Source organism: Streptomyces sp. NPDC006259, assembly GCF_042870975.1.
Lineage (GTDB): Bacteria > Actinomycetota > Actinomycetes > Streptomycetales > Streptomycetaceae > Streptomyces.
This window is the reverse complement of record NZ_JBIAHY010000013.1, coordinates 160,678-180,595: the sequence shown is the minus strand read 5'-3', so window position 1 is coordinate 180,595 and position 19,918 is coordinate 160,678. Positions and strand designations below refer to the sequence as shown.

The following is a 19,918-nucleotide window of genomic DNA, read 5'->3' as shown; positions in this document are numbered from 1 at the left end:
GAGCCAGGGCACGTACGAAACGGTTTCGTTTCGCATGTTCTCGGGGTATCTTCAACGTGTACGGGACGAGTCCGTGCCGGAGTCGGAAGGTGAGCCGCATGACTGAGATCGCAACGGCGCGTCGCAGTCGCATCACACCCGAGCGCGAGGCCGAGCTGTACGGGGCCGTGCTCGACCTGCTCCGCGAGGTCGGTTACGACGCCCTGACCATGGACGCCGTCGCCGCCCGCACCCGTTCCAGCAAAGCCACGCTCTACCGCCAGTGGGGCGGCAAGGCGGACCTGGTGGCCAAGGCGGTGCGGCACGGCAAGCCGGGCCCCGCCGCAGGCTCGGTCGACACCGGATCGCTCGCGGGCGACCTGCACGCGCTCACGCTGCGTTCGGACGACTGCCAGATGGAGCAGGACTCCGCGCTGATGCGGGCTCTGGCCATGGCGACCCACGCCGACCCGGACCTCCTCACGGCGTTCCGGGAGCATCTGGTCGAGCCGGAGATGGCGGAGTTCCGCCTGGTCCTCCAGCGCGCCATCGACCGTGGGGAACTCCGTGCGGACAACCCCGCGATCGGTTACCTGCCGCACATGATGATCGGGGCGTTCGCGGCCCGCAACATGCTCGACGACCAGCCGCCGACCCAGGCCTTCCTCATCTCGTACATCGACGCCGTGGTCCTCCCCGCCCTCGGCGTCCCCACCACCCCCTGACCGTCCCCGCGGTCCGCCCTTCCTGACGTCACCGCTCTCGTCGTCGGGCCGATCACCCCTGCCTCCCCGCCGGGTTGGTCAACCCTGCCCCTGGGGCCTGTGCCGGAACCCCGGCACCCCCGCACCACGACCTGACCGGGAGTACGCCTCCGTGGCCACGTTCCTCTACACACTCGGCCGGTTCGCCTTCCGGCGCCGGCACTTCGTCGCCCTGATATGGGTCGCCCTGCTGACGCTCGCGGGCGTCGGCGCGGCCTCCGCGCCCACCCCGGGCACCACCTCCTTCTCCATGCCGGGAACCGAGGCGCAGAAGGCCTTCGACCTGCTGGAACAGCGGTTCCCCGGCGCCAGCGCCGACGGCGGTACCGGACGCATCGTCTTCAAGGCGCCCGAGGGCGAGAAGATGACGGACGCCGGCAACCGGGCGACCGTCGCGAAGACCGTCAAGGAACTGAGCGACGGCTCCGAGGTCGTCTCGGTCACCGACCCGTTCACCACGGACGCCGTCAGCGAGGACGGCACGGTCGCCTACACGTCGGTGAAGTACGACACCCCCGGCATGGAACTCGCCGACGCGACCAGGGACGCCCTGGAAGCGGCCGGCGACGACGCACGGGCCACCGGACTGACCGTCGACATCGGCGGTGACGCCCTCCAGGCCGGGGCCGAGCCGGGAGCGGCCGGTGAGATCGTCGGCCTCGCCATCGCCGCCGTCGTCCTCGTCATCACCCTGGGCTCGCTGGTCGCGGCCGGACTCCCGCTGCTGACCGCGGTCATCGGCGTCGGCATCGGCGTCTCCACCATCACCGCCCTCGCCAAGGCGCTCGACCTCGGCGACACCACCTCCACCCTCGCGCTGATGATCGGCCTCGCCGTCGGCATCGACTACGCGCTGTTCATCGTCTCCCGCTACCGCGGCGAACTCGCCGACGGCCGGGACCGTGAGGAGGCGGCGGGCCGTGCCGCCGGCACCGCCGGATCGGCCGTGGTCTTCGCCGGCCTCACCGTCGTGATCGCCCTGGCGGGCCTCGCGGTCGTCAACGTGCCGATGCTCACCAAGATGGGCCTCGCCGCGGCCGGCACGGTCGTCGTGGCCGTCCTCATCGCCCTCACCATGATCCCGGCGCTGCTCGGCTTCGCGGGCCGGAGGATCCGTCCGGCGGGCGAGAAGCGCCGGCCGCGCGGCGCCCGCGAGGCCGCGCGGACGGACGGTCCCCAGGACTCCCCGAAGGAGTCCGAGAAGCCTCGGACGCCGGCGAAGCCCGGCCTCGGCACCCGCTGGGCGAGCTTCGTCATCCGCCGCCCGGCCGCCGTCCTGCTGCTCGGCGTGGTCGGTCTCGGGGCGATCGCCGTCCCGGCGACCGGCCTGGAACTGGGCCTGCCCGACGACGGCTCGCAGCCGACGTCCACCACCCAGCGCCGGGCGTACGACCTGCTGTCGGACGGCTTCGGTCCCGGCTTCAACGGCCCCCTGATGATCGTCGTCGACGCCCGGCAGAGCGACGACCCGAAGGCGGCGGTCTCCACCGTCACCGCCGGGATCAAGGGCCTCGAGGACGTCGTGACGGTCACTCCGGCCGCCTTCAACAAGGCCGGCGACACCGCGACGATCACCGTGATACCGAACTCCAAGCCGTCCTCGGCGCAGACCGAGGACCTGGTGCACGCCATCCGTGCCGAGGGCACCGGCATCAAGGCCGACACCGGCGCGGAGGTCCTGGTCACCGGCACCACCGCGATGAACATCGACTTCTCGCAGAAGCTCAACGAGGCGCTGATCCCCTACCTGGGCCTGGTGGTGGGCCTGGCCTTCCTCCTCCTCATCGTCGTCTTCCGCTCCGTCCTGGTCCCGCTGAAGGCGGCCCTCGGCTTCCTGCTCAGCGTGCTCGCCGCGCTCGGCGCCGTCGTCGCGGTCTTCCAGTGGGGCTGGCTCGGCGGCCTGCTCGGCGTCGAGGAGCCCGGCCCCATCATGTCGATGATGCCGATCTTCATGGTCGGCGTGGTCTTCGGTCTCGCGATGGACTACGAGGTGTTCCTCGTGACCCGGATACGGGAGGCTCACGTCCACGGCGAGACGCCGGCCCAGGCCATCGTCACCGGGTTCCGGCACAGCTCACGGGTCGTGGCCGCCGCCGCGGTCATCATGATGGCCGTCTTCGGCGGCTTCATCACCGCCGGCGAGCAGATGATCAAGATGATTGGCTTCGGACTGGCGATCGCCGTCTTCTTCGACGCGTTCGTGGTCCGCATGGCGATCGTCCCGGCCGTCCTGGCCCTGCTCGGCGAGAAGGCCTGGTGGCTGCCGAAGTGGCTGGACCGGGCGCTGCCCGACGTGGACGTCGAGGGCGAGGGCCTCAGGGCCCTCGACTCCCGGAACGCCGACCCCGACGCGGACAACGACCGGGAACTGGTCCGCACATGACGCCGCGCTGAGCGGGCGCGGTGAAGGGACGGCCGGTGAGGGCTCCGTGGGGACGGGGCGTCCTCACCGGCCTTCTCGTGTCCGGCCTTCTCGCGTGCGGCCTTCTCGTGTCCGGCCTTCTCGCGTGCGGCCTTCTCGTGTCCGGCCTTCTCGTGTCCGGCCTTCTCGTATCGGGCCCTCTCGCGTGCGGCCCTCTCGTGTCCGGGCGTCGGGGCCAATCCGTTCGCCCGGCCTGCGCGCGCACCGCTACCGTGCCGTGCATGACGACGACAGCCGCCACTGACGCCGACGAGCCCGGGAACGCCGCCGAGCCCGGGAACCCCACGGCCTCCGGAAGCCCCACGGCCGCCGGGAACCCCACGGCCTCCGAGAACTCCACCACCTCCGTGACCGCCACGACCTCCGCGGCCCACCCCCGTTTCGCCGCGGCCCTGGACGCCCTCGGCCTGGCCGAGCTGCACCCCCGCGTCCGCCGCTTCCCCGACGCGGTCCGTACCGCCGCCGAGGCCGCCGCCGCGATCGGGTGCGATCCGAGCCGGATCTGCAAGTCGCTGATCTTCGCGGCGGACGGGGTGCCGGTGCTGGTGCTGATGGACGGGGCGTCCCGTGTCGACGTCGAGCTGGTGCGGAAGCACCTCGGGGCCCACAAGGTGACGCGGGCCGCCGCCGACGTCGTACGGGAGACGACCGGGTACGCCATCGGGGGCGTGCCACCGTTCGGGCACCGTACCCGCACCCGGGTCCTCGCCGACCGGAACCTGCTGGCGCATGACGTGGTGTGGGCGGCGGCCGGAACCCCGCACACCGTGTTCCCCATGACGCCCGAGGCGCTCGTCGAACACGCCGGCGCCGACATCGTGGACGTGCGCGAGCGCACCGCGTGACGCCACTGGTCACCGCGGCCGTGCTGCTCGCGGCGGTCACGCACGCCAGCTGGAACGCGATCGCCCACCGGATCACCGACAAGCTCACCGGCTTCACCCTGATCTCGGGCGGCGGGCTGCTCATCGGCCTCGCGGCGGCGCCGTTCGTGGCGTTCCCCGCGGCGGCCGCATGGCCGTACCTGCTGGTCTCGGCCGTGATCCACATCGCCTACTACGCGCTGCTGATGCGGTCGTTCCAGCTCGGGGACTTCGGGCAGGCGTACCCGATCGCGCGCGGCTCGGCGCCCCTCGTCGTCACCGTCCTGGCCGCCGCCTTCGCGCACGAGGTGCCCGACGGCTGGGCCGCGGCCGGGATCGCCGTGTCCTGCGCGGGGCTCACCGGCGTGGCCCTGTGGGGCCTGCGCGGACGGCGCCCCGACTGGGCGGCGATCGGCGCGGCGCTGGCGACCGGCCTGACCATCGCCGCGTACACGGTCGTCGACGGCCTCGGCGTCCGCGCGTCCGGCTCGTCCCTCGGCTACACAGCCTGGCTGATGGCGGTCCAGGGCACGGTCCTGCCCCTGTACGCCGCCACCCGCCGACGCGGCGCGGCCCTGGCCGCCCTCCGCCCCCACGCCGCCCTCGGCCTCCTGGGCGCGGCGCTCTCGGTCACCGCCTACACCCTCGTCCTGTGGGCCCAGACCCGGGCCGAACTGGCCCCGATCTCCGCCCTGCGCGAGTCGTCGATCATCGTCGGCGCGGCGATCGGCGCGATCTTCTTCAAGGAACGTTTCGGCGCCCCGCGCGTCGCCGCCGCGGCCCTGCTCATGGTGGGTATCGGCCTGATGCTGCACACGGGGTGAGGACGACGAGAGAGTACGCCTGCGTCGCGGCCCGCCGACGACGTCGTCCGGTGGCGGCTCAGCGGCGTCACCGCCGACGGTGAGCACCGAACCCCACCGCGCTCCGGCCGATTGGGTGCGGCCGGGCGCGTCGAGGAGCACCCTGGAAGCAGACGTTCCGGAGGTGATCGTCATGACGCACACCACAGTGGGTTGGCATGTCGAGCTGCAGTTCCAGGAGGACGATCAGCAGACCCGGGCGGTCGCGCTGGTCAGATTGCCCGACGGGAGCGAGATCCGGGCGCACGGGCACGCCAGCCGCCACCGGGTCGACCCCAACCAGCCACGGGTCGGCGAGGAGATCGCCGGCGCCCGTGCCCTGAACGAGATCGCCATGCAACTGCTGACCAAGGCTCACAGGGAGATCGACGACGCGTCGGGGAGGACCTCGCACCCGATCCACGTGTGAGCGAGTGGACGGGTGAGCGGGGGGAGGGGAATCCCTTCCGCGCGGTCAGCCGGCGGTCGTGGCCGTCCGTACGGCACGGACCAACGCCTGCGCGCGGGGATCCGCCGTCACGCTGGAGCGGAAGCCGTTGGTGACGTAGCCGAAGGCGATGCCCGACTCCGGGTCGGCGAAGCCGAGGGGGCCGCCGCGGCCGGGGTGGCCGAAGGAGGCGGGGGACAGCAGCGGCGAGGCGGCGCCGTGCAGCATGTGGCCGAGGCCGAAGCGGGTGTTCACGACGAGCACCCGGTCCGCCCCGGCCGACCGCTCCTCGCGCGCGATCCGCACCGTCTCCGGGGCGAAGAGGCGGCGGCCGCCGTCGGGCTCGCCGATCAGCGACGCGTAGAAGCGGGCCAGTCCGTCGGCCGTGGCGATGCCGTTGGAGGCGGGCAGGGCCGCCGCCCGGTACGCGGGGTCGTTCTCGTCGGGCAGCGGGGTGATCGCGGCGAAGGCGCGGCGGGTGAGCGAGTCGGGGTCGGCGTACGCGTCGGCGACCGCGCGCTTGGGCCGCGTGCGCAGCGCACCCGGCTGCGCGGGCGCCTCGGTCTGCCCCACGCGTCCCACGCGCGCCCGCTCGCGCTCCGGCAGGCCGAGCCACAGGTCGGCTCCGGCCGGTCCGGCGATCTCCTCGGCGATCCAGGCGCCGATCGGCCGCCCGGTGACCCGTCGTACCAGCTCGCCGATCAGCCAGCCGTAGGTCTGCGCGTGGTAGCCGTGGTCCGTGCCCGGCCGCCACACCGGTGCCTGCCCGGCGACCGCCGCGGCGCCGAGATCGGGGTCGGCGGCCTCGGCGGGCGTCAGCGGCCGGTCCAGCACGGGCACGCCCGCGCGGTGCGCGAGCAGGTCCCGCACGAGCGTCCGGTCCTTGCCGGCCGCCTTGAACTCCGGCCAGTACGCCCCCACCGGCGCGTCCAGGTCCAGCTCTCCGCGCTGCCACAGCATCAGCGGTACGGCGGCGGCGACGCCCTTCGTCGCGGAGCGCACGATCTGCGCGGTGCCCGGTTCCCAGGGCGCCCCGCCGTCGACGTCCCGGCTGCCGCCCCACAGGTCGACGACCTTTCGCCCGTCCCGGTAGACGGCGACGGCCGCTCCCCGCTCCCCGAGCGCCTCGAAGTTGCGGGCGAACGCCTCCCGGACCGGCTCGAAGCCGGCGGCCACCGTGCCGTGCACATCCACGTGCGTACATCCTCTCGGCTCACCTACGACCGTGGGAGAACGCCCCCGCGGCGGCGACGATTCCTGGGGCGGGCCCACCCGGCGGGATCGTTACGTCGATGTAGTCGCGGCTGGAGCGCGTGGCGTGCGCGTACCGCCACACCCGGCGCACCCGGCGCCCCCGGTGCGCCCCGTGCACCGACTTCGGCGAATCCCCTGAGGGGGCACGCGCGTAGGCGTCACGCGCCCATGGTCACGGAGCGCGGGTCGAAGCCGAACGGCAGCTCCAGGCGGTGCGCGCGCATCAGGGCGTCGTCGGCGAGCAGGTCGGCCGTGCGCCCGTCCGCCGCGATCACGCCCTCGCTGAGGATCATGGAGCGCGGGCACAGCTCCAGGGCGTACGGCAGGTCGTGGGTGACCATGAGGACGGTGACGTCGAGGGAGCGCAGGATGTCGGCGAGTTCGCGGCGCGAGGCGGGATCGAGGTTGGAGGAGGGCTCGTCCAGGACGAGGATCTCCGGCTCCATCGCCAGCACCGTCGCGACGGCGACCCGGCGGCGCTGCCCGAAGGACAGGTGGTGCGGCGGCCGCTCCTTGAACCCGGCCATGCCGACCTGCTCGAGCGCCCGGTCCACGCGCTCCTCCAGCTCCGCGCCCCGCAGCCCGGCCGCCGCGGGGCCGAACGCCACGTCCTCCCGCACGGTCGGCATGAACAGCTGGTCGTCGGGGTCCTGGAAGACGATGCCGACCCTGCGCCGGATCTCCGCCATGTGGCGCTTGCCGACGGGCAGCCCGGCGACCGTCACCGTGCCGGCGCCGCCGGTCAGGATGCCGTTGAGGTGCAGCACGAGGGTGGTCTTGCCGGCGCCGTTCGGCCCGAGCAGCGCCACCCGCTCCCCGCGCCCGATCGAGAAGTCCACGCCGAACAGCGCCTGGTGGCCGTCGGGGTAGGCGAAGGCGAGGCCCGAGACCTCGAGGGAAGCAGTCACAGGGCCCATCCCAACACGCAGACGACGAGGGCGGCGAACGGCAGGGTCAGCGCGTGCGACCACTGCGCGCGCGAGGCGGTCACCTCGTCGATCACCGGCATGGAACCGGCGTAACCCCGGCTGACCATGGCCAGGTGCACGCGCTCCCCGCGTTCGTAGGAGCGGATGAACAGGGCGCCCGCGGACTTGGCGAGGACGCCCCAGTGCTTGACGCCGCTCGCCTCGAACCCGCGGGACTCCCGCGCGATCCTCATGCGCCGCATCTCGTCGGCGATGACGTCGCCGTAGCGGATCATGAAGGAGGCGATCTGGACGAGCAGCGGCGGCAGCCTGAGGCGCTGGAGGCCGAGGAGGAGTTCGCGCAGTTCGGTGGTGGAGGCGAGCAGGACGGAGGCGGCGACGCCGAGGGTGCCCTTGGCGAGCACGTTCCAGGCGCCCCACAGTCCGTTGACGCTGAGGGACAGTCCGAGGACGTCCACCCGCTCGCCCTCGGCGACGAACGGCATCAGCACGGCGAAGGCGACGAACGGCACCTCGATCAGCAGCCGCTTCAGCAGGAAACCGGCCGGCACGCGCGCGTGGAAGGCGACGGCGCCGAGCAGGAGGGCGTACAGGCCGAACGCCCACATCGCCTCCCGCGGGGTCGAGACCACGACCACGACGAAGGCGAACGAGGCGGCGAGTTTGGTGTGCGGGGGCAGGGCGTGCACGGGCGAGTGCCCGTGCCGGTAGAGCCTGTGCGCGTGCCCGGCGCCCATGTCAGACGTTCTCGACGGCCGTCGGCGACGGGTCGGCGTCGCGGCGGCGGCGCACCGCCCAGAACACGGTGCTGCCCGCGACGACGGTCACGCCGACGCCGATGACGCCCGCGAGTCCGCCGGACAGCCGGGCGTCGGTGACGTCCTTGACGCCGTAGTCGGCGAGCGGGGAGTCGGAGACGGCGTGCTCCTCGGCCTTCTGGTCGATGCCCTTGTCCGCGGCGACCTTCTCCAGGCCGTCCGGGTTCGAGGAGGCGTAGAAGCTGACGAAACCGGCCAGGACGAGGGAGGTGACCAGGCCGGTCACCCACAGCGTGCGGCGCGAGGTGCGCGCCGCGACGGGCGCCGGCGGCGCAGCCTGTCCGGCGGCGGGCACGTCGACGAGTTCACCGTGCACCCGCAGCTGGAGCCTCTGCCGCAACCCCTGCGCCCCGTACACGAGATCCGGCCGTACGGCGATGACGGCGCCGACCGTCAGCGCGGTGATCGCGGCCTCGCCGACGCCGATCAGCACGTGCACGCCGACCATCGCGGTGGCCACCTTGCCGATGGCCACGTCGGTGGTGCCGCCGATCGCGTACATCAGCGTGAAGGCGAGGGCCGCCGCCGGGACCGACAGCAGCGCGGCGACGAAGGAGGCGGCGGTGAGGGAGCGGCGGGTGCGCGGCAGCACCTTCAGCAGCCCGCGGAAGACGGCGTAGGCCACCACCGTGGTCACGACCGCCATGTCGGTGATGTTCACGCCGAGCGCGGTCAGGCCGCCGTCGGCGAAGAGGATGCCCTGCATCAGCAGGACCACGGACACGCACAGGACCCCGGTGAAGGGGCCCACGAGTATCGCCGCCAGCGCGCCGCCGAGTAGGTGGCCGCTTGTTCCGGCCGCGACGGGGAAGTTGAGCATCTGTACGGCGAAGATGAAGGCGGCCACCAGACCGGCCAGTGGCGCCGTGCGTTCGTCGAGTTCGCGGCGTGCCCCGCGCAGGCTCACGGCGATGGCGGCCGCGGCGACGACTCCGGTCACGGCGGAGGTCGGGGCGTTGATGAATCCGTCGGGTACGTGCACCGTTCGATGATAGTGGCTTAATGCGAATGGCTTGCAACAGCGAGTCGGTCGGTGCGCGAACCCGCGCGCGGCCCGGAGGGAGAGGCCCGTGTATCGCACAGGTGAGATACGCCCGTCCGGGAGGGCGGGACCCGGAAAATATGCGACATTGGTAAGGCAGTGGACGCACAGATTCCGCACAGGTCACGCAGCGTGAGAGGGCGGTCGATGTCTGTAGTCGAGCAGTACGCGCGAGCCCACATCGTCACGGACGCGGATCTGGTCGAGGAGGAACAGACCGCCGTGCCCGTCGTCCTGCGCTACGACCCCGAGGACGACCCGCGCACCGTCCGGGTCGGGCTCCCCGGCACCCACGAGTGGACCATCGCCCGCGCCCTCCTCGAACAGGGCCTGCGCGCCCCGGCCGGCAGCGGAGAGGTCCGCGTGTGGCCCTGCGGACGGGTCCAGGCCATCGTCGAGTTCCACTCCTCGCAGGGCGTCTCGGTCGTGCAGTTCGAGTCCAAGACCCTCCTGCGCTTCCTGCGCAGCACCTACACGGCCACGGCCCAGCCCGTCCCCAACTGACCTGCCGGCTTCCGGCCTTCAGCGTTGCCGCGGGTTCCCGGCCTCCGGCGTTGCCGCCGGCTTCCGGACTTCAGCGTTGCCGTCGGCTTCCGGACTTCAGCGTTGCCGTCGGTTCCCGGCCTCCGGCAGCGCCGCAGGTCGTCCGCCTTCGACGGCGCCGTCAGCCCCCGGCCTTCAGCAGCGCCGCCACGATCGGGCCCGCCGACTCGCTGCCGTGGCCGCCCTGCTGGACCACACCCGCCGCCGCCAGGTCACCGCGGTAGGCGGTGAACCAGCCGTTGGGCTGCTTCTGCCCGTCGACCTCGGCGGAGCCCGTCTTGGCGCCGTAGTCCGGGCCGAGCCCGGCCATCGGCTCGGCGGCCGTGCCGTACGCGGCCGTGTAGTTCATCAGCTCCCGCAGCTGCGACAGGGTGTCCGAGGACATCGTGCGCGAGGCCTTCGCCAGGGCGCGGCCGTCGACGGACGGGGCGACCAGGTACGGCTGGTGGAAGCTGCCCGACTTCACCGTGGCCGCGACCGACGCCATGTTCAGCGGGTTCATCCGCACCCCGCCCTGACCGATCAGCTCCGCCGCCTTCTGGGCGGCCGACTGGACCGGCACCGCGCCGTCGAAGGTCGGCACGCCGATCGCCCAGTTGTTCAGCGAGAGGCCGAAGACCTGCTGGGCCTGCCTGGTCAGGCTGTCGTCGTCGAGCTTGCCCGCCTGGCTGATGAAGGCCGTGTTGCAGGAGCGCGCGAAGCTCGCCTTGAACGTGCCGCCCTTGATCTCGAACTTGTCGTCGTTCTGGAACTTCCAGCCGCCGTAGGTGAAGTACTTCGGGCACGGATGCGCCTTGTCCGCCGACGCCAGGTTCTTCTCGATGAGCAGCGAGGAGGTGATGACCTTCATGGTGGAGCCGGGCGCCAGCGAACCCTGGAACGCCGTGTTGAAGTGGGGGTTGCTGTTGGCGACCGCGAGGATCTCGCCCGTGGAGGCGCGGGTCACCACGACCGACGCCCGCGCGGCGCCGGCGACCTGCTTCTCCGCGGCGGCCTGCAGGGACGGGCTCAAGGTCGTCCTGACGGTGCCGGGCGTGCCCTCGCTCAGCTCCAGCAGCGTCTTGTCGGAGGACTTCTTCGCCTTCGACGCCTTGCCGCGCACCACCCGCAGCTCGACCCCCGCCGTGCCGCCGGCCTTCTTGCCGTACTTCTCGCGCAGTCCGTCCAGGACGGTGCCCAGCGAGGGGTACTTCTTCGCGGTCAGCTCACCGCCGTCGCGGTCGAGCGCCTTGACCGGCGGATCGCCGGCCTCGCCGGTCACCAGGGTGTCCCCGTCGGCCAGCTCGGGGTGCACCACCGACGCGTGCCAGTCGACGAGCGGCTTGCCGTCCTCGGCCCGCCGCACGACGGTCAGCGCGCTGTCGTACGCCACCGGCTTGCTGGTTCTGCCGAAGCCGACCGTGCCCTTCACGGCGAAGGGGACCTTGTCCCCCGCGCGCGTGCCGGCCGTGAGCGTGGCGCCGGTGATGCGGGCGTCCTTGGTGTAGCCGGTGAGCAGGGCGGTGGCGGCGGCCGGGTCGTCGGTGACCGCGGCGGCGTCGGCGACCTTGCCCTGTTGCCAGGCCGTCAGGAAGGCCCGGGCCGCCGTGGTGACCTCGGTGGCGGACAGGGGGCCGGTCCTGACCGCCGGCTTCTTCGCCGTGGCCGAACCGTCGTCCGCCGCCGCGCCGCCGCCGCCGTACAGCGCGTAGCCGCCGAGGCCCGCGCCGGCGACGACGACGGCGACCATGGCGCCGACCACGGCCGGCCGCTTGCTCCGTCGCTCGGCGACGCGCCTTCTCTTGCCCACTGCCCGCGATCCTCCGTGTTCTACGGGGGGCCGCCCCGCCCCACTGTGTCCGCTGGGTGAGTCGCCCCCACCGACCGCGGGAGTCGTCCTCACCGACACCAACGACGGCGCCCAGCCTAGAGTCCCCGCCGGTGGGGTGACGTCACCTGTGGCGTCAGCCACGTCCCACGGGTCGCGTTCAGGCGCCCGACCGCAGGACGGCCGCCACGATCGGGCCGGCCGCGTCGATGCCGTGACCGCCGTCCTGGACCATGGCCGCGGCGGCCACATCGCCCCGGTAGCCGGTGAACCAGCTGTCGGACCGCGCGTTCCCGTCGACCTCCGCGGAGCCGGTCTTCGCGCCGATCCGGCCGCTCAGGCCGGACATCACACCGGCGGCGGTGCCGCTGGTCGCGGTGCGGTTCATCATGGCGCGGAGCTGCTCCACCGTGCTCGCCGGCAGCCCGCGCGCGTGGGCGAGTTCCCGGTCGTCCAGGCTTCGCGGCACGATGACCGGCTGCCGGAAGGCGCCCGTCGTCGCGGTCGCCGTCACCGACGCCATGGTCAGCGGGTTCATCTGGACCTGGCCCTGGCCGATCAGGGCGGCCGCGGTGTCCGGGCCGCCGGAGGCGGGGACGGAACCGTCGAAGGAGGGGATGCCGGTCTGCCAGTCGAGGCCGATCCCGAACCGGTCCTTCGCCTCGTCGGTCAGCGAGTCGACCTTCACCTCGTCCGCGTACTTCACGAAGGCCGTGTTGCAGGAGCGCGCGAAGCTCTCGGAGAGGGTCGCGTCCTCGTCCGGGGGCATCTTCTCGATGTTGTGGAAGGTCTGGCTCTGCCAGGTCGCTTCGGACGGGCAGGGGGCGGGGCCGCTCGCTTCGGTGATGCCGTTGTCGATCAGGGTGGCGGCGCTGACGATCTTCATGGTGGAGCCGGGCGCCACTTCCCCGAGGAAGGCCGCGTTCCAGCCGTCGTTGCGGTTGTTCGCGACGGCCAGCACCTCACCGCTGCTCGGCTGGACGGCCACCACCGACGACTCGCCGTACTTCAGGACCGCCCTTTCGGCGGCCGCCTGCGCGCTCGCCCGCAGCGTGGTGGGCAGCCGGCCCGCCCTGCCCTCGGACAGAGTCAGCAGCGGGGTGTCGGCGGAGTCGGGGGCCGCGTGGTGGATCACCAGTTCGACGCCGGCCGTGCCGCCCGCCCTGTCGCCGTACTTGGCGCGCAGTTCGTCCAGGATCGGCCCGAGCGAGGGGTACCGCTGCTTCGTCAGGACCTTGCCGTCGCGGTCCACGGCCTCGATCGGCGGTGTCGTCGACTCGCCCGTGACGAGCGTGTCGTCCATGTGCGTGAGTCCGGGATGGACGACCGACGGCTGCCAGTCCACCAACGCCCTGCCGGTGGTCAACCCGCGCACCACGGTCAGCCGGCTGCGGTAGGCGAGCGGCTCGGACTTCCCCTCGTAGGACACCGTGGCCTTCACCGAGAACGGCACGGTGGCCCCGGCCGGCGCACCCGGCGTGATCCTCACACCGGTGATGTGCGCGGCCCGGCCGTACGAGGTGAGCAGCGGCTCCGCCTTCCCGGCGTTGTTGGTGAGGGCCGCCGCGCTCGCCCCCCGCCCCTTCTCCCAGGCCGCGAAGAACGCGGCGCTGGTGTCCTTCACCTCGGCGGCGCTGGGCGGCCCGGTCTTCACGGGCGCGGGCCCGGTCGATCCCGGTGCGCCGCCGCCGGTCAGCGCGTGCACGATGTTGAAGGCGCCGTACCCGGCGCCGCCCACCATGACGACGAACACCGATCCGACGATCGCCGCCTTGGCCCCCTTGCGCATGGTCACCCTCCCCGTCGACCTCTTCCCGAACTTCTGAACACGTTCAGAAAGTCCCCCTCAGGCTCACAGTAAGCGGAAGAGGGGCCTACGGGGCAGAAGTTGCCGGAATCGTTAGACCCAGGTGTCCAACCACATACGTGAACGCCAGTCGTCGATCGGGATGGCGGTCCCCGTGTACAGGGGCCAGAAATAGATGAAGTTCCAGGCGATCAGCAGCACCAGGACGCCCGCGCCCGTCGCGCCCACCACGCGCCGGGTGTCGCTCGACCCCGGCCGGCCGACCAGCGCCCCGACCATCATCGCCACCGCCAGACACAGGAACGGCAGGAAGACGACGGCGTAGAAGAGGAAGATCGTGCGCTCCTGGTACAGGAACCACGGCAGGTAGCCGGCCGCGATGCCGCACGCGATCGCGCCCGCCCGCCAGTCGCGGCGGAAGAACCAGCGCCACAGCACGAACAGCACCGCGAAGCAGGCCGCCCACCACAGCATCGGCGTGCCGATCGCCAGGACCTCCCGCGCGCACTTCTCCCCCGCGTCCAGCGGACAGCCGTCCGTGCCGGGCGCCGGGGACTCGTAGAAGTACGACACCGGACGGCCCAGGACCAGCCAGCTCCACGGGTTGGACTGGTAGGTGTGCGGCGAGGTCAGGTGGGTGTGGAACTCGTACACCTCGTGCTCGTAGTGCCACAGGCTGCGCAGCCAGTCCGGGAACAGCCAGGTCCAGCTGCCGCCCTTGCCGTCGGTGGCCGCCCAGTTGCGGTAGTAGCCGCCCGAGCCGGTGTCCGAGGAGAGGATCCAGCCCGTCCACGACACCAGGTAGGTGACCAGCGCGACCGGCACGGTGGCCAGGAACGCCAGGCCCGTGTCCCGCTTCAGCACCACCCGGTAGGGGTGCCGCGCACCGGCCACCCGGCGCGCGGCGACGTCCCACACCACCGTCATCAGGCAGAACGCGACCATGATGTACAGGCCGTTCCACTTCGTGCCGATCGCCAGCCCCAGCGTCACGCCCGCCGCCCAGCGCCACGGGCGCAGGCCCAGCCGCGTCGTCTCGGCGATGCGCGCGTCCGGGCGGTACCGGCCGTCCGCGTCCGGAGGCAGCGCTGCGGCCAGCCTCGCGCGCGCCTTGTCCCGGTCGACGAGCAGGCAGCCGAACGTCGCCAGCACGAAGAACATCAGCACCCCGTCGAGCAGCGCGGTGCGGCTCATCACGAAGTGCAGTCCGTCCACCGCCATCAGCGCGCCCGCCAGACAGCCGAGGAACGTGGAGCGGAAGAGGCGGCGCCCGATCCGGCACAGCAGGAAGACCGACAGGGTCCCCAGCAGCGCCGTCATGAACCGCCAGCCGAACGGAGTGAACCCGAAGACCAGCTCGCCCAGCCCGATGACGAACTTGCCGACCGGCGGATGCACCACGTACGCCGCGTCCGTGGGGATCGTGACATGGCCGCCGCTGTTGAGGATGAGGTCGTTGGCGTTCTTGTCCCAGTTGACCTCGAAGCCGCGGTGGACGAGCGCCCAGGCGTCCTTGGCGTAGTACGTCTCGTCGAATATCACCTTCCTCGGGCTGCCCAGGTTCCAGAACCGCAGCACGCCCGCCACCAGCGTGACCAGCAGCGGACCCAGCCAGCCCGACCAGCGGGTGATCCGGTCCGCGAGCCCGGCGGGCACGCCGAGCGCCTGCCAGAGCCGGGGACCGGGTTCGGCGAACGGCGGCACCAGCCGCTCACGGACGTCACCGCCCGGCTCCGCCGCATGGCCGAACCGGCGCAGCCGCGACGGCCACCCCGGCCGCCGGTCCTGCGGTGCCTGGGCCTGCCGGTAGTCCGTGGAGTCCGTGGAGGACGCGGTACTGGTCACCGCGCCATCGTAGGGAACAGGGCTGTGGGAGTCCCGTGTCCGCTCCCCTGCGAGGATGGAAACGTGACAGTCGCACCCGGAACCCTGGTCCTTGCCGGCACCCCCATCGGGGACATCGCGGACGCCCCGCCCCGGCTCGCGGAGGAGTTGGCCGGCGCCGACGTCATCGCCGCCGAGGACACCCGCCGGCTGCGCCGGCTCACGCAGGCGCTCGGCGTGACGCCCAAGGGGCGTGTCGTCTCCTACTTCGAGGGCAACGAGTCCGCCCGCACCCCCGAGCTGGTCGAGCACCTGCTCGGCGGCGCCCGCGTGCTCCTCGTCACCGACGCCGGGATGCCGTCCGTCTCCGACCCCGGCTACCGGCTGGTCGCCGCGGCCGTGGAGAAGGACATCCGGGTCACCGCCGTACCCGGCCCGTCCGCGGTCCTCACCGCGCTGGCGCTGTCCGGCCTGCCCGTCGACCGCTTCTGCTTCGAGGGCTTCCTGCCGCGCAAGGCGGGGGAGCGGCTGTCCCGGCTGCGGGAGGTCGCCGAGGAGCGCCGCACCCTCGTGTACTTCGAGGCCCCGCACCGGCTGGACGACACCCTCGCCGCGATGGCCGAGGTGTTCGGCACCGACCGGCGGGCCGCCGTCTGCCGCGAACTGACCAAGACGTACGAGGAGGTCCGGCGCGGCCCGCTGGGGGAGCTGGCCGAGTGGGCCGCGGAGGGCGTGCGCGGTGAGATCACCGTCGTCGTCACCGGGGCGCCCGAGCGCGACCCCGGCGAACTGGACGCGACCGAACTGGTCCGGCGGGTGCGGGTGCGCGAGGAGGCCGGCGAGCGCCGCAAGGAGGCGATCGCGGCGGTGGCGACGGAGACCGGGGTGCCCAAACGGCAGGTCTTCGACGCGGTCGTCGCGGCGAAGAACGCCGCGGGCTGAGAGGCGCTCCCGGCCGCCTGCCGGGAGCTATTCCCACCAGGCGGTAAAGAAGTGTCGTCGACGGCAAAGCCCACGAGTCGCCTCGCGTCCCGCTTCGGCAAGGAACGCCCAAATCGGGTCCAACACTCGACAGGTCGGCTGCGCGCGCCCCGGCGGAGCGGTCCACTGGACGCCAGGGACGGTGCGTCCCTGGCGTCCAGTGGACCAGAGGAGCCGGCATGAGCGAGATCAGCGAGATCGCGGGGCAGATCGCGGGACCGGACACCGGGCGGACCGGCCCGCGCGGTGCGGGGATACCCGTCGTGCGGGAGTCGTACTCCTTCGCCTGCATGCGCTGCGGGCACGCCTGGGAACAGGCGTACGAGATCGAGCACCACAGGGACGGGGAGGGGCACGAGTTCGTCCGGTACGTGGCGGACGGACGGCTCGTGCCGTCACCGCTGAGCCGGCCCGCCTGCCAGAACTGCGACGGGCATCTCGTACGCATCATGCGGGCCGGCCAGGTCTCCTCCGCGCTGAGCGCGGCCCGCCCCCGCCCGGCGCCCCCGGCCGGACCGGTGGAGGCGCCGGTGGCCGCGGCACGGCGCCCGACGGACGCGGCACTCCCGGACTCCCACGAGCAGCACCACTGGCACCTGTCCGACCTCCTGCACCCCTTCCAGCGCCGGGCCAGCTGAGCCCGAGGGGCCCACCGGCCCCCGACGTGGGGGCGTGTCCCTTCCGTAGGATCGGCGCATGCCTTCGAACGCCGACAAGAACGCGGCGCCGCCGCTCCCGGCCCCCCTGCGGATCCCGGTCGCCGACTCCCACACCCACCTCGACATGCAGTCCGGCACCGTCCGGGAGGGGCTCGCGAAAGCCGCGTCGGTCGGGGTGACGACGGTCGTCCAGGTCGGCTGCGACGTCGCCGGCTCCCGCTGGGCGGCCGAGACGGCGGCGGCGTACGACAGCGTCCACGCGGCGGTGGCCCTGCACCCCAACGAGGCCCCCCGCATCGTCCACGGCGACCCCGACGGCTGGTCCCGCAAGGGGGCGCGCGAGGCCGGAGGCGCCGGGGCGCTCGACGAGGCGCTCGCCGAGATCGACCGCCTCGCCGCGCTCCCCCAGGTCAAGGGCGTCGGCGAGACGGGGCTGGATTACTTCCGCACCGGCCCCGAGGGCAAGGACGCGCAGGAGCGTTCGTTCCGCGCCCACATCGAGATCGCCAAGCGGCACGGCAAGGCCCTCGTCATCCACGACCGCGACGCCCACGCGGACGTGCTGCGCGTGCTCGAGGAGGAGGGCGCCCCGGAGCGGACGGTCTTCCACTGCTACTCCGGCGACGCCGACATGGCGGAGACCTGCGCCCGCGCCGGGTACTTCATGTCCTTCGCCGGCAACGTCACCTTCAAGAACGCCCAGCACCTGCGCGACGCCCTCGCCGTCGCCCCGCTGGAGCTGGTCCTCGTCGAGACCGACGCGCCCTTCCTCACCCCGGCGCCCTACCGCGGACGACCCAACGCCCCCTATCTCGTCCCGGTCACGGTCCGCGCCATGGCGGCGGTACGCGGCATCGACGAGGACGACCTGGCGGGCGCCCTGGCCGCCAACACGGCCCGCGCCTTCGGCTACTGACCACGCGCCTTCGGCCGGCGACCGGCTCGGGCCTCGGTCACTGACCCGGTCCGCGCCTTCGGCCGGCGACCGGCTCGGGCCTCGGTCACTGACCCGGTCCGCGCCTTCGGCCGGCGACCGGCTCCGCGCCTCGGTCACTGACCAGCGCCCCCGGTCATCGACCCGCCCCGGACCTGTGTTCGGCATCCCACCCGAACACCACTCTCGGTAGCCGCGTCGCTTTGGAGAGTGACGGTCGCTCCGCTAGGTTCTGGGGGCCCGATCCGGACCCCTCCGGACCCCAGGACCCCTGGAGCGTGTCGGCGTGAGCAACGTGCACCACCTGTGGGACGCGCAGTACGCACACCACCCCGAGCCCCTCGCCCACGGCGCCGACGACACCTACGTCGACGTCCACAACGCGCAGACCCTGGCGTACGGGGTGCACGCGGCGCCCTGGCACCAGGACACGCCGCCCGGAGGGTACGAGGACACGTACCGGCCCGCCTACGAGGCGCCCCGGCCGCCCGTGCCGGCCGAGGCGGCCGAGGCGGCGCTGCCCCGCCAGGCGGACGGCCGGGCCGCACGCCGGCGCAGGACGCGCGAGTCCGAGCGCTCGGACTCCCCGATGCGCCGCCTGCTGCCGCTGCTGCCCCAGGCGCTGGTCGTCGCGTTCCTCGCGGGTGGCACGACCGCCTTCGTCGCCGAGGACAAGGCGGTCGAGCTGACCGTCGACGGCAAGCCGCGCACCCTGCACACCTTCGCCGACGACGTGGGCGAGCTGCTCGCGCAGGAGGGCGTGCCGGTGGGGCCGCACGACGTGGTGGCGCCCGCCCCCGGCACGGCCCTCGACAACGGCGACGAGATCGCCGTGCGCTACGGCCGGCCCGTCCGGCTCACGCTCGACGGCCGGCGGCGCGAGGTGTGGACGACGGCCCACACCGTGGAGGGGGCGCTCAGGGAGTTCGGGGTGCGGGCGGAGGGCGCGTACCTCTCCCTCTCGCGCTCCCAGCGCATCGGACGCGAGGGGCTGGCGCTCGACGTCCGTACCGAACGCGCCGTGACGGTCATGGCCGACGGCCGGGCCCGCACCGTCCGCACCAACGCGGCGACCGTGCGCGAGGCCGTCGAGGAGGCCGGCATCACGCTGCGCGGCCAGGACACCACGTCCGTCGCGCCCGGCAGCTTTCCGCGCGACGGCCAGACGATCACCGTCCTGCGGATCACCGGCGCGAAGGAGGTCCGGGAGGAGGCGATCCCGTTCCTGGTGCGGCGCACCGAGGACGCCACGCTGTTCCGGGGCACGGAGGTCGTGGCGCGGGCCGGTCAGCCGGGGCTGCTGCGGATCACGTACAGCCTGCGCACCGTCAACGGCGTCCGCCAGAGGCCGAGACGCGTCAGGACCGAGATCGTGCGTGAGCCACGCACGCAGGTCGTCAAGGTCGGTACGACGCCCCTGCCGACCTCGGTCCGGGGGGCCGATCACCTCGACTGGCAGGCGCTGGCGGCCTGCGAGTCCGGCGGCCGCCCGGACGCCGTGGACCCCTCGGGCACCTACGGCGGCCTCTACCAGTTCGACACCCACACCTGGCACCGCCTCGGCGGCACCGGCCGCCCCCAGGACGCCCCGGCCTCCGAACAGACCTTCCGGGCCAAGAAGCTCTACACCCGCCGGGGCACCACTCCGTGGCCCCACTGCGGCCCTCAGCTCCAGAACTGACACCACCACCGGGCGCCTGCGGCGACCTGGCCCGCCAGACCCGCGGCCATCGGCCCACGCGCCCAGCCTGCGGCCACCGGCACCGGCCACCGGACCACGTGCCCACGGCCCACGTGGCCCATCCTGCGGGCAACCTGCCCACGGTCCAGCCTGCGGGCAACCTGTCCCCGTGCCCTGCCTGCGGCCACCGGCCTGCGCGCCCAATCTGCGGGCACCGGCCACGTGCCCAGCCATCGGCCACGTGCCCAGCCAGCGGGCACCGGCCACCGATCCGACCTGCCCGGCCCGCGGCCACCGGCCCACCCGCCCACCCTCCGGGCA

Annotated in this window: 17 protein-coding genes; 10 read left to right on the top strand and 7 right to left on the bottom strand. The window is 73.1% G+C overall.

Annotated elements, in window-relative coordinates:
- Positions 1-98: 98 nt before the first annotated feature.
- The 5 genes from ACFYO5_RS37290 (at position 99) to ACFYO5_RS37270 (ending at position 5,300) form a co-directional block, all read left to right on the top strand.
- A complete protein-coding gene (locus tag ACFYO5_RS37290) occupies positions 99-704 on the top strand; it encodes a TetR/AcrR family transcriptional regulator (RefSeq protein WP_356569924.1) in 606 nt (201 codons plus the stop codon).
- 151 nt (positions 705-855) lie between these two features.
- Complete coding sequence (locus ACFYO5_RS37285; RefSeq protein WP_388718043.1) at positions 856-3,126, top strand: MMPL family transporter; 2,271 nt, start codon at positions 856-858, stop codon at positions 3,124-3,126.
- Positions 3,127-3,386: 260 nt separating this feature from the next.
- The gene (locus tag ACFYO5_RS37280; protein WP_388718040.1) at positions 3,387-4,010 is read left to right on the top strand and encodes a YbaK/EbsC family protein; all 624 of its coding nucleotides are present in this window, start codon (positions 3,387-3,389) and stop codon (positions 4,008-4,010) included.
- Positions 4,007-4,852: an EamA family transporter gene (locus ACFYO5_RS37275; RefSeq protein ID WP_388718037.1), complete on the top strand. Its 846-nt coding sequence runs from the start codon at positions 4,007-4,009 to the stop codon at positions 4,850-4,852. Before ACFYO5_RS37280 ends, ACFYO5_RS37275 begins: the two co-directional genes overlap by 4 nt.
- 172 nt (positions 4,853-5,024) lie before the next feature.
- Positions 5,025-5,300, top strand: a complete 276-nt coding sequence (locus ACFYO5_RS37270; protein WP_388718034.1) for a DUF1876 domain-containing protein — start codon at positions 5,025-5,027, stop codon at positions 5,298-5,300.
- 45 nt (positions 5,301-5,345) lie between these two features.
- Here ACFYO5_RS37270 and ACFYO5_RS37265 read toward each other — a convergent pair whose 3' ends face one another.
- The 4 genes from ACFYO5_RS37265 to ACFYO5_RS37250 form a co-directional block, all read right to left on the bottom strand.
- The gene (locus ACFYO5_RS37265) at positions 5,346-6,512 is read right to left on the bottom strand and encodes a serine hydrolase domain-containing protein (protein WP_388718031.1); all 1,167 of its coding nucleotides are present in this window, start codon (positions 6,510-6,512) and stop codon (positions 5,346-5,348) included.
- Between the two features lie 218 nt (positions 6,513-6,730).
- Complete coding sequence (locus ACFYO5_RS37260; RefSeq protein ID WP_388718028.1) at positions 6,731-7,489, bottom strand: energy-coupling factor ABC transporter ATP-binding protein; 759 nt, start codon at positions 7,487-7,489, stop codon at positions 6,731-6,733.
- Positions 7,477-8,238, bottom strand: a complete 762-nt coding sequence (gene cbiQ / locus ACFYO5_RS37255; protein WP_356569918.1) for a cobalt ECF transporter T component CbiQ — start codon at positions 8,236-8,238, stop codon at positions 7,477-7,479. The genes ACFYO5_RS37260 and cbiQ overlap by 13 nt, the downstream gene beginning before the upstream one ends.
- Position 8,239: 1 nt before the next feature.
- Positions 8,240-9,301, bottom strand: a complete 1,062-nt coding sequence (locus ACFYO5_RS37250) for an energy-coupling factor ABC transporter permease (RefSeq protein WP_388718025.1) — start codon at positions 9,299-9,301, stop codon at positions 8,240-8,242.
- Positions 9,302-9,508: 207 nt separating this feature from the next.
- Here ACFYO5_RS37250 and ACFYO5_RS37245 point away from each other — a divergent pair, with 207 nt between their 5' ends.
- A complete protein-coding gene (locus ACFYO5_RS37245) occupies positions 9,509-9,865 on the top strand; it encodes an SsgA family sporulation/cell division regulator (RefSeq protein ID WP_388718022.1) in 357 nt (118 codons plus the stop codon).
- 160 nt (positions 9,866-10,025) lie between these two features.
- On the opposite strand, the gene ACFYO5_RS37240 is transcribed toward ACFYO5_RS37245, so the two are convergent.
- From ACFYO5_RS37240 to ACFYO5_RS37230, 3 genes are all read right to left on the bottom strand, one after another.
- Positions 10,026-11,693 carry a penicillin-binding transpeptidase domain-containing protein gene (locus ACFYO5_RS37240; protein WP_388718020.1) on the bottom strand — a complete coding sequence of 556 codons (1,668 nt, stop codon included), beginning with the start codon at positions 11,691-11,693 and terminating at the stop codon, positions 10,026-10,028.
- A 178-nt stretch (positions 11,694-11,871) separates the two neighbouring features.
- Complete coding sequence (locus tag ACFYO5_RS37235) at positions 11,872-13,500, bottom strand: penicillin-binding transpeptidase domain-containing protein (protein WP_388718017.1); 1,629 nt, start codon at positions 13,498-13,500, stop codon at positions 11,872-11,874.
- Between the two features lie 111 nt (positions 13,501-13,611).
- The gene (locus ACFYO5_RS37230) at positions 13,612-15,363 is read right to left on the bottom strand and encodes a dolichyl-phosphate-mannose--protein mannosyltransferase (protein ID WP_388718014.1); all 1,752 of its coding nucleotides are present in this window, start codon (positions 15,361-15,363) and stop codon (positions 13,612-13,614) included.
- Positions 15,364-15,426: 63 nt separating this feature from the next.
- On the opposite strand from ACFYO5_RS37230, the gene rsmI reads away from it, so the two are divergent.
- The 4 genes from rsmI (at position 15,427) to ACFYO5_RS37210 (ending at position 19,597) form a co-directional block, all read left to right on the top strand.
- Positions 15,427-16,284, top strand: a complete 858-nt coding sequence (rsmI, locus tag ACFYO5_RS37225) for a 16S rRNA (cytidine(1402)-2'-O)-methyltransferase (RefSeq protein ID WP_388718011.1) — start codon at positions 15,427-15,429, stop codon at positions 16,282-16,284.
- A gap of 218 nt (positions 16,285-16,502) precedes the next feature.
- Positions 16,503-16,961 (top strand): hypothetical protein, encoded by a 459-nt coding sequence (locus tag ACFYO5_RS37220; RefSeq protein ID WP_356569911.1) that lies wholly within the window; start codon positions 16,503-16,505, stop codon positions 16,959-16,961.
- A 58-nt stretch (positions 16,962-17,019) separates the two neighbouring features.
- The gene (locus tag ACFYO5_RS37215; protein WP_356569910.1) at positions 17,020-17,898 is read left to right on the top strand and encodes a TatD family hydrolase; all 879 of its coding nucleotides are present in this window, start codon (positions 17,020-17,022) and stop codon (positions 17,896-17,898) included.
- A 304-nt stretch (positions 17,899-18,202) separates the two neighbouring features.
- Positions 18,203-19,597 carry a ubiquitin-like domain-containing protein gene (locus ACFYO5_RS37210; protein ID WP_388718007.1) on the top strand — a complete coding sequence of 465 codons (1,395 nt, stop codon included), beginning with the start codon at positions 18,203-18,205 and terminating at the stop codon, positions 19,595-19,597.
- Positions 19,598-19,918 lie beyond the last annotated feature (321 nt).

What these genes read in the sequence shown, in the direction of transcription:
- ACFYO5_RS37245 (WP_388718022.1), top strand. Translation starts at nt 9,509, where the DNA reads ATGTCTGTAGTCGAGCAGTACGCGCGAGCCCACATCGTCACGGACGCG.
- ACFYO5_RS37220 (WP_356569911.1), top strand. Translation starts at nt 16,503, where the DNA reads ATGAGCGAGATCAGCGAGATCGCGGGGCAGATCGCGGGACCGGACACC.
- ACFYO5_RS37280 (WP_388718040.1), top strand. Translation starts at nt 3,387, where the DNA reads ATGACGACGACAGCCGCCACTGACGCCGACGAGCCCGGGAACGCCGCC.
- ACFYO5_RS37290 (WP_356569924.1), top strand. Translation starts at nt 99, where the DNA reads ATGACTGAGATCGCAACGGCGCGTCGCAGTCGCATCACACCCGAGCGC.
- ACFYO5_RS37270 (WP_388718034.1), top strand. Translation starts at nt 5,025, where the DNA reads ATGACGCACACCACAGTGGGTTGGCATGTCGAGCTGCAGTTCCAGGAG.
- ACFYO5_RS37260 (WP_388718028.1), bottom strand. Translation starts at nt 7,489, where the DNA reads ATGGGCCCTGTGACTGCTTCCCTCGAGGTCTCGGGCCTCGCCTTCGCC.
- cbiQ (WP_356569918.1), bottom strand. Translation starts at nt 8,238, where the DNA reads ATGGGCGCCGGGCACGCGCACAGGCTCTACCGGCACGGGCACTCGCCC.
- ACFYO5_RS37235 (WP_388718017.1), bottom strand. Translation starts at nt 13,500, where the DNA reads ATGCGCAAGGGGGCCAAGGCGGCGATCGTCGGATCGGTGTTCGTCGTC.
- ACFYO5_RS37215 (WP_356569910.1), top strand. Translation starts at nt 17,020, where the DNA reads ATGCCTTCGAACGCCGACAAGAACGCGGCGCCGCCGCTCCCGGCCCCC.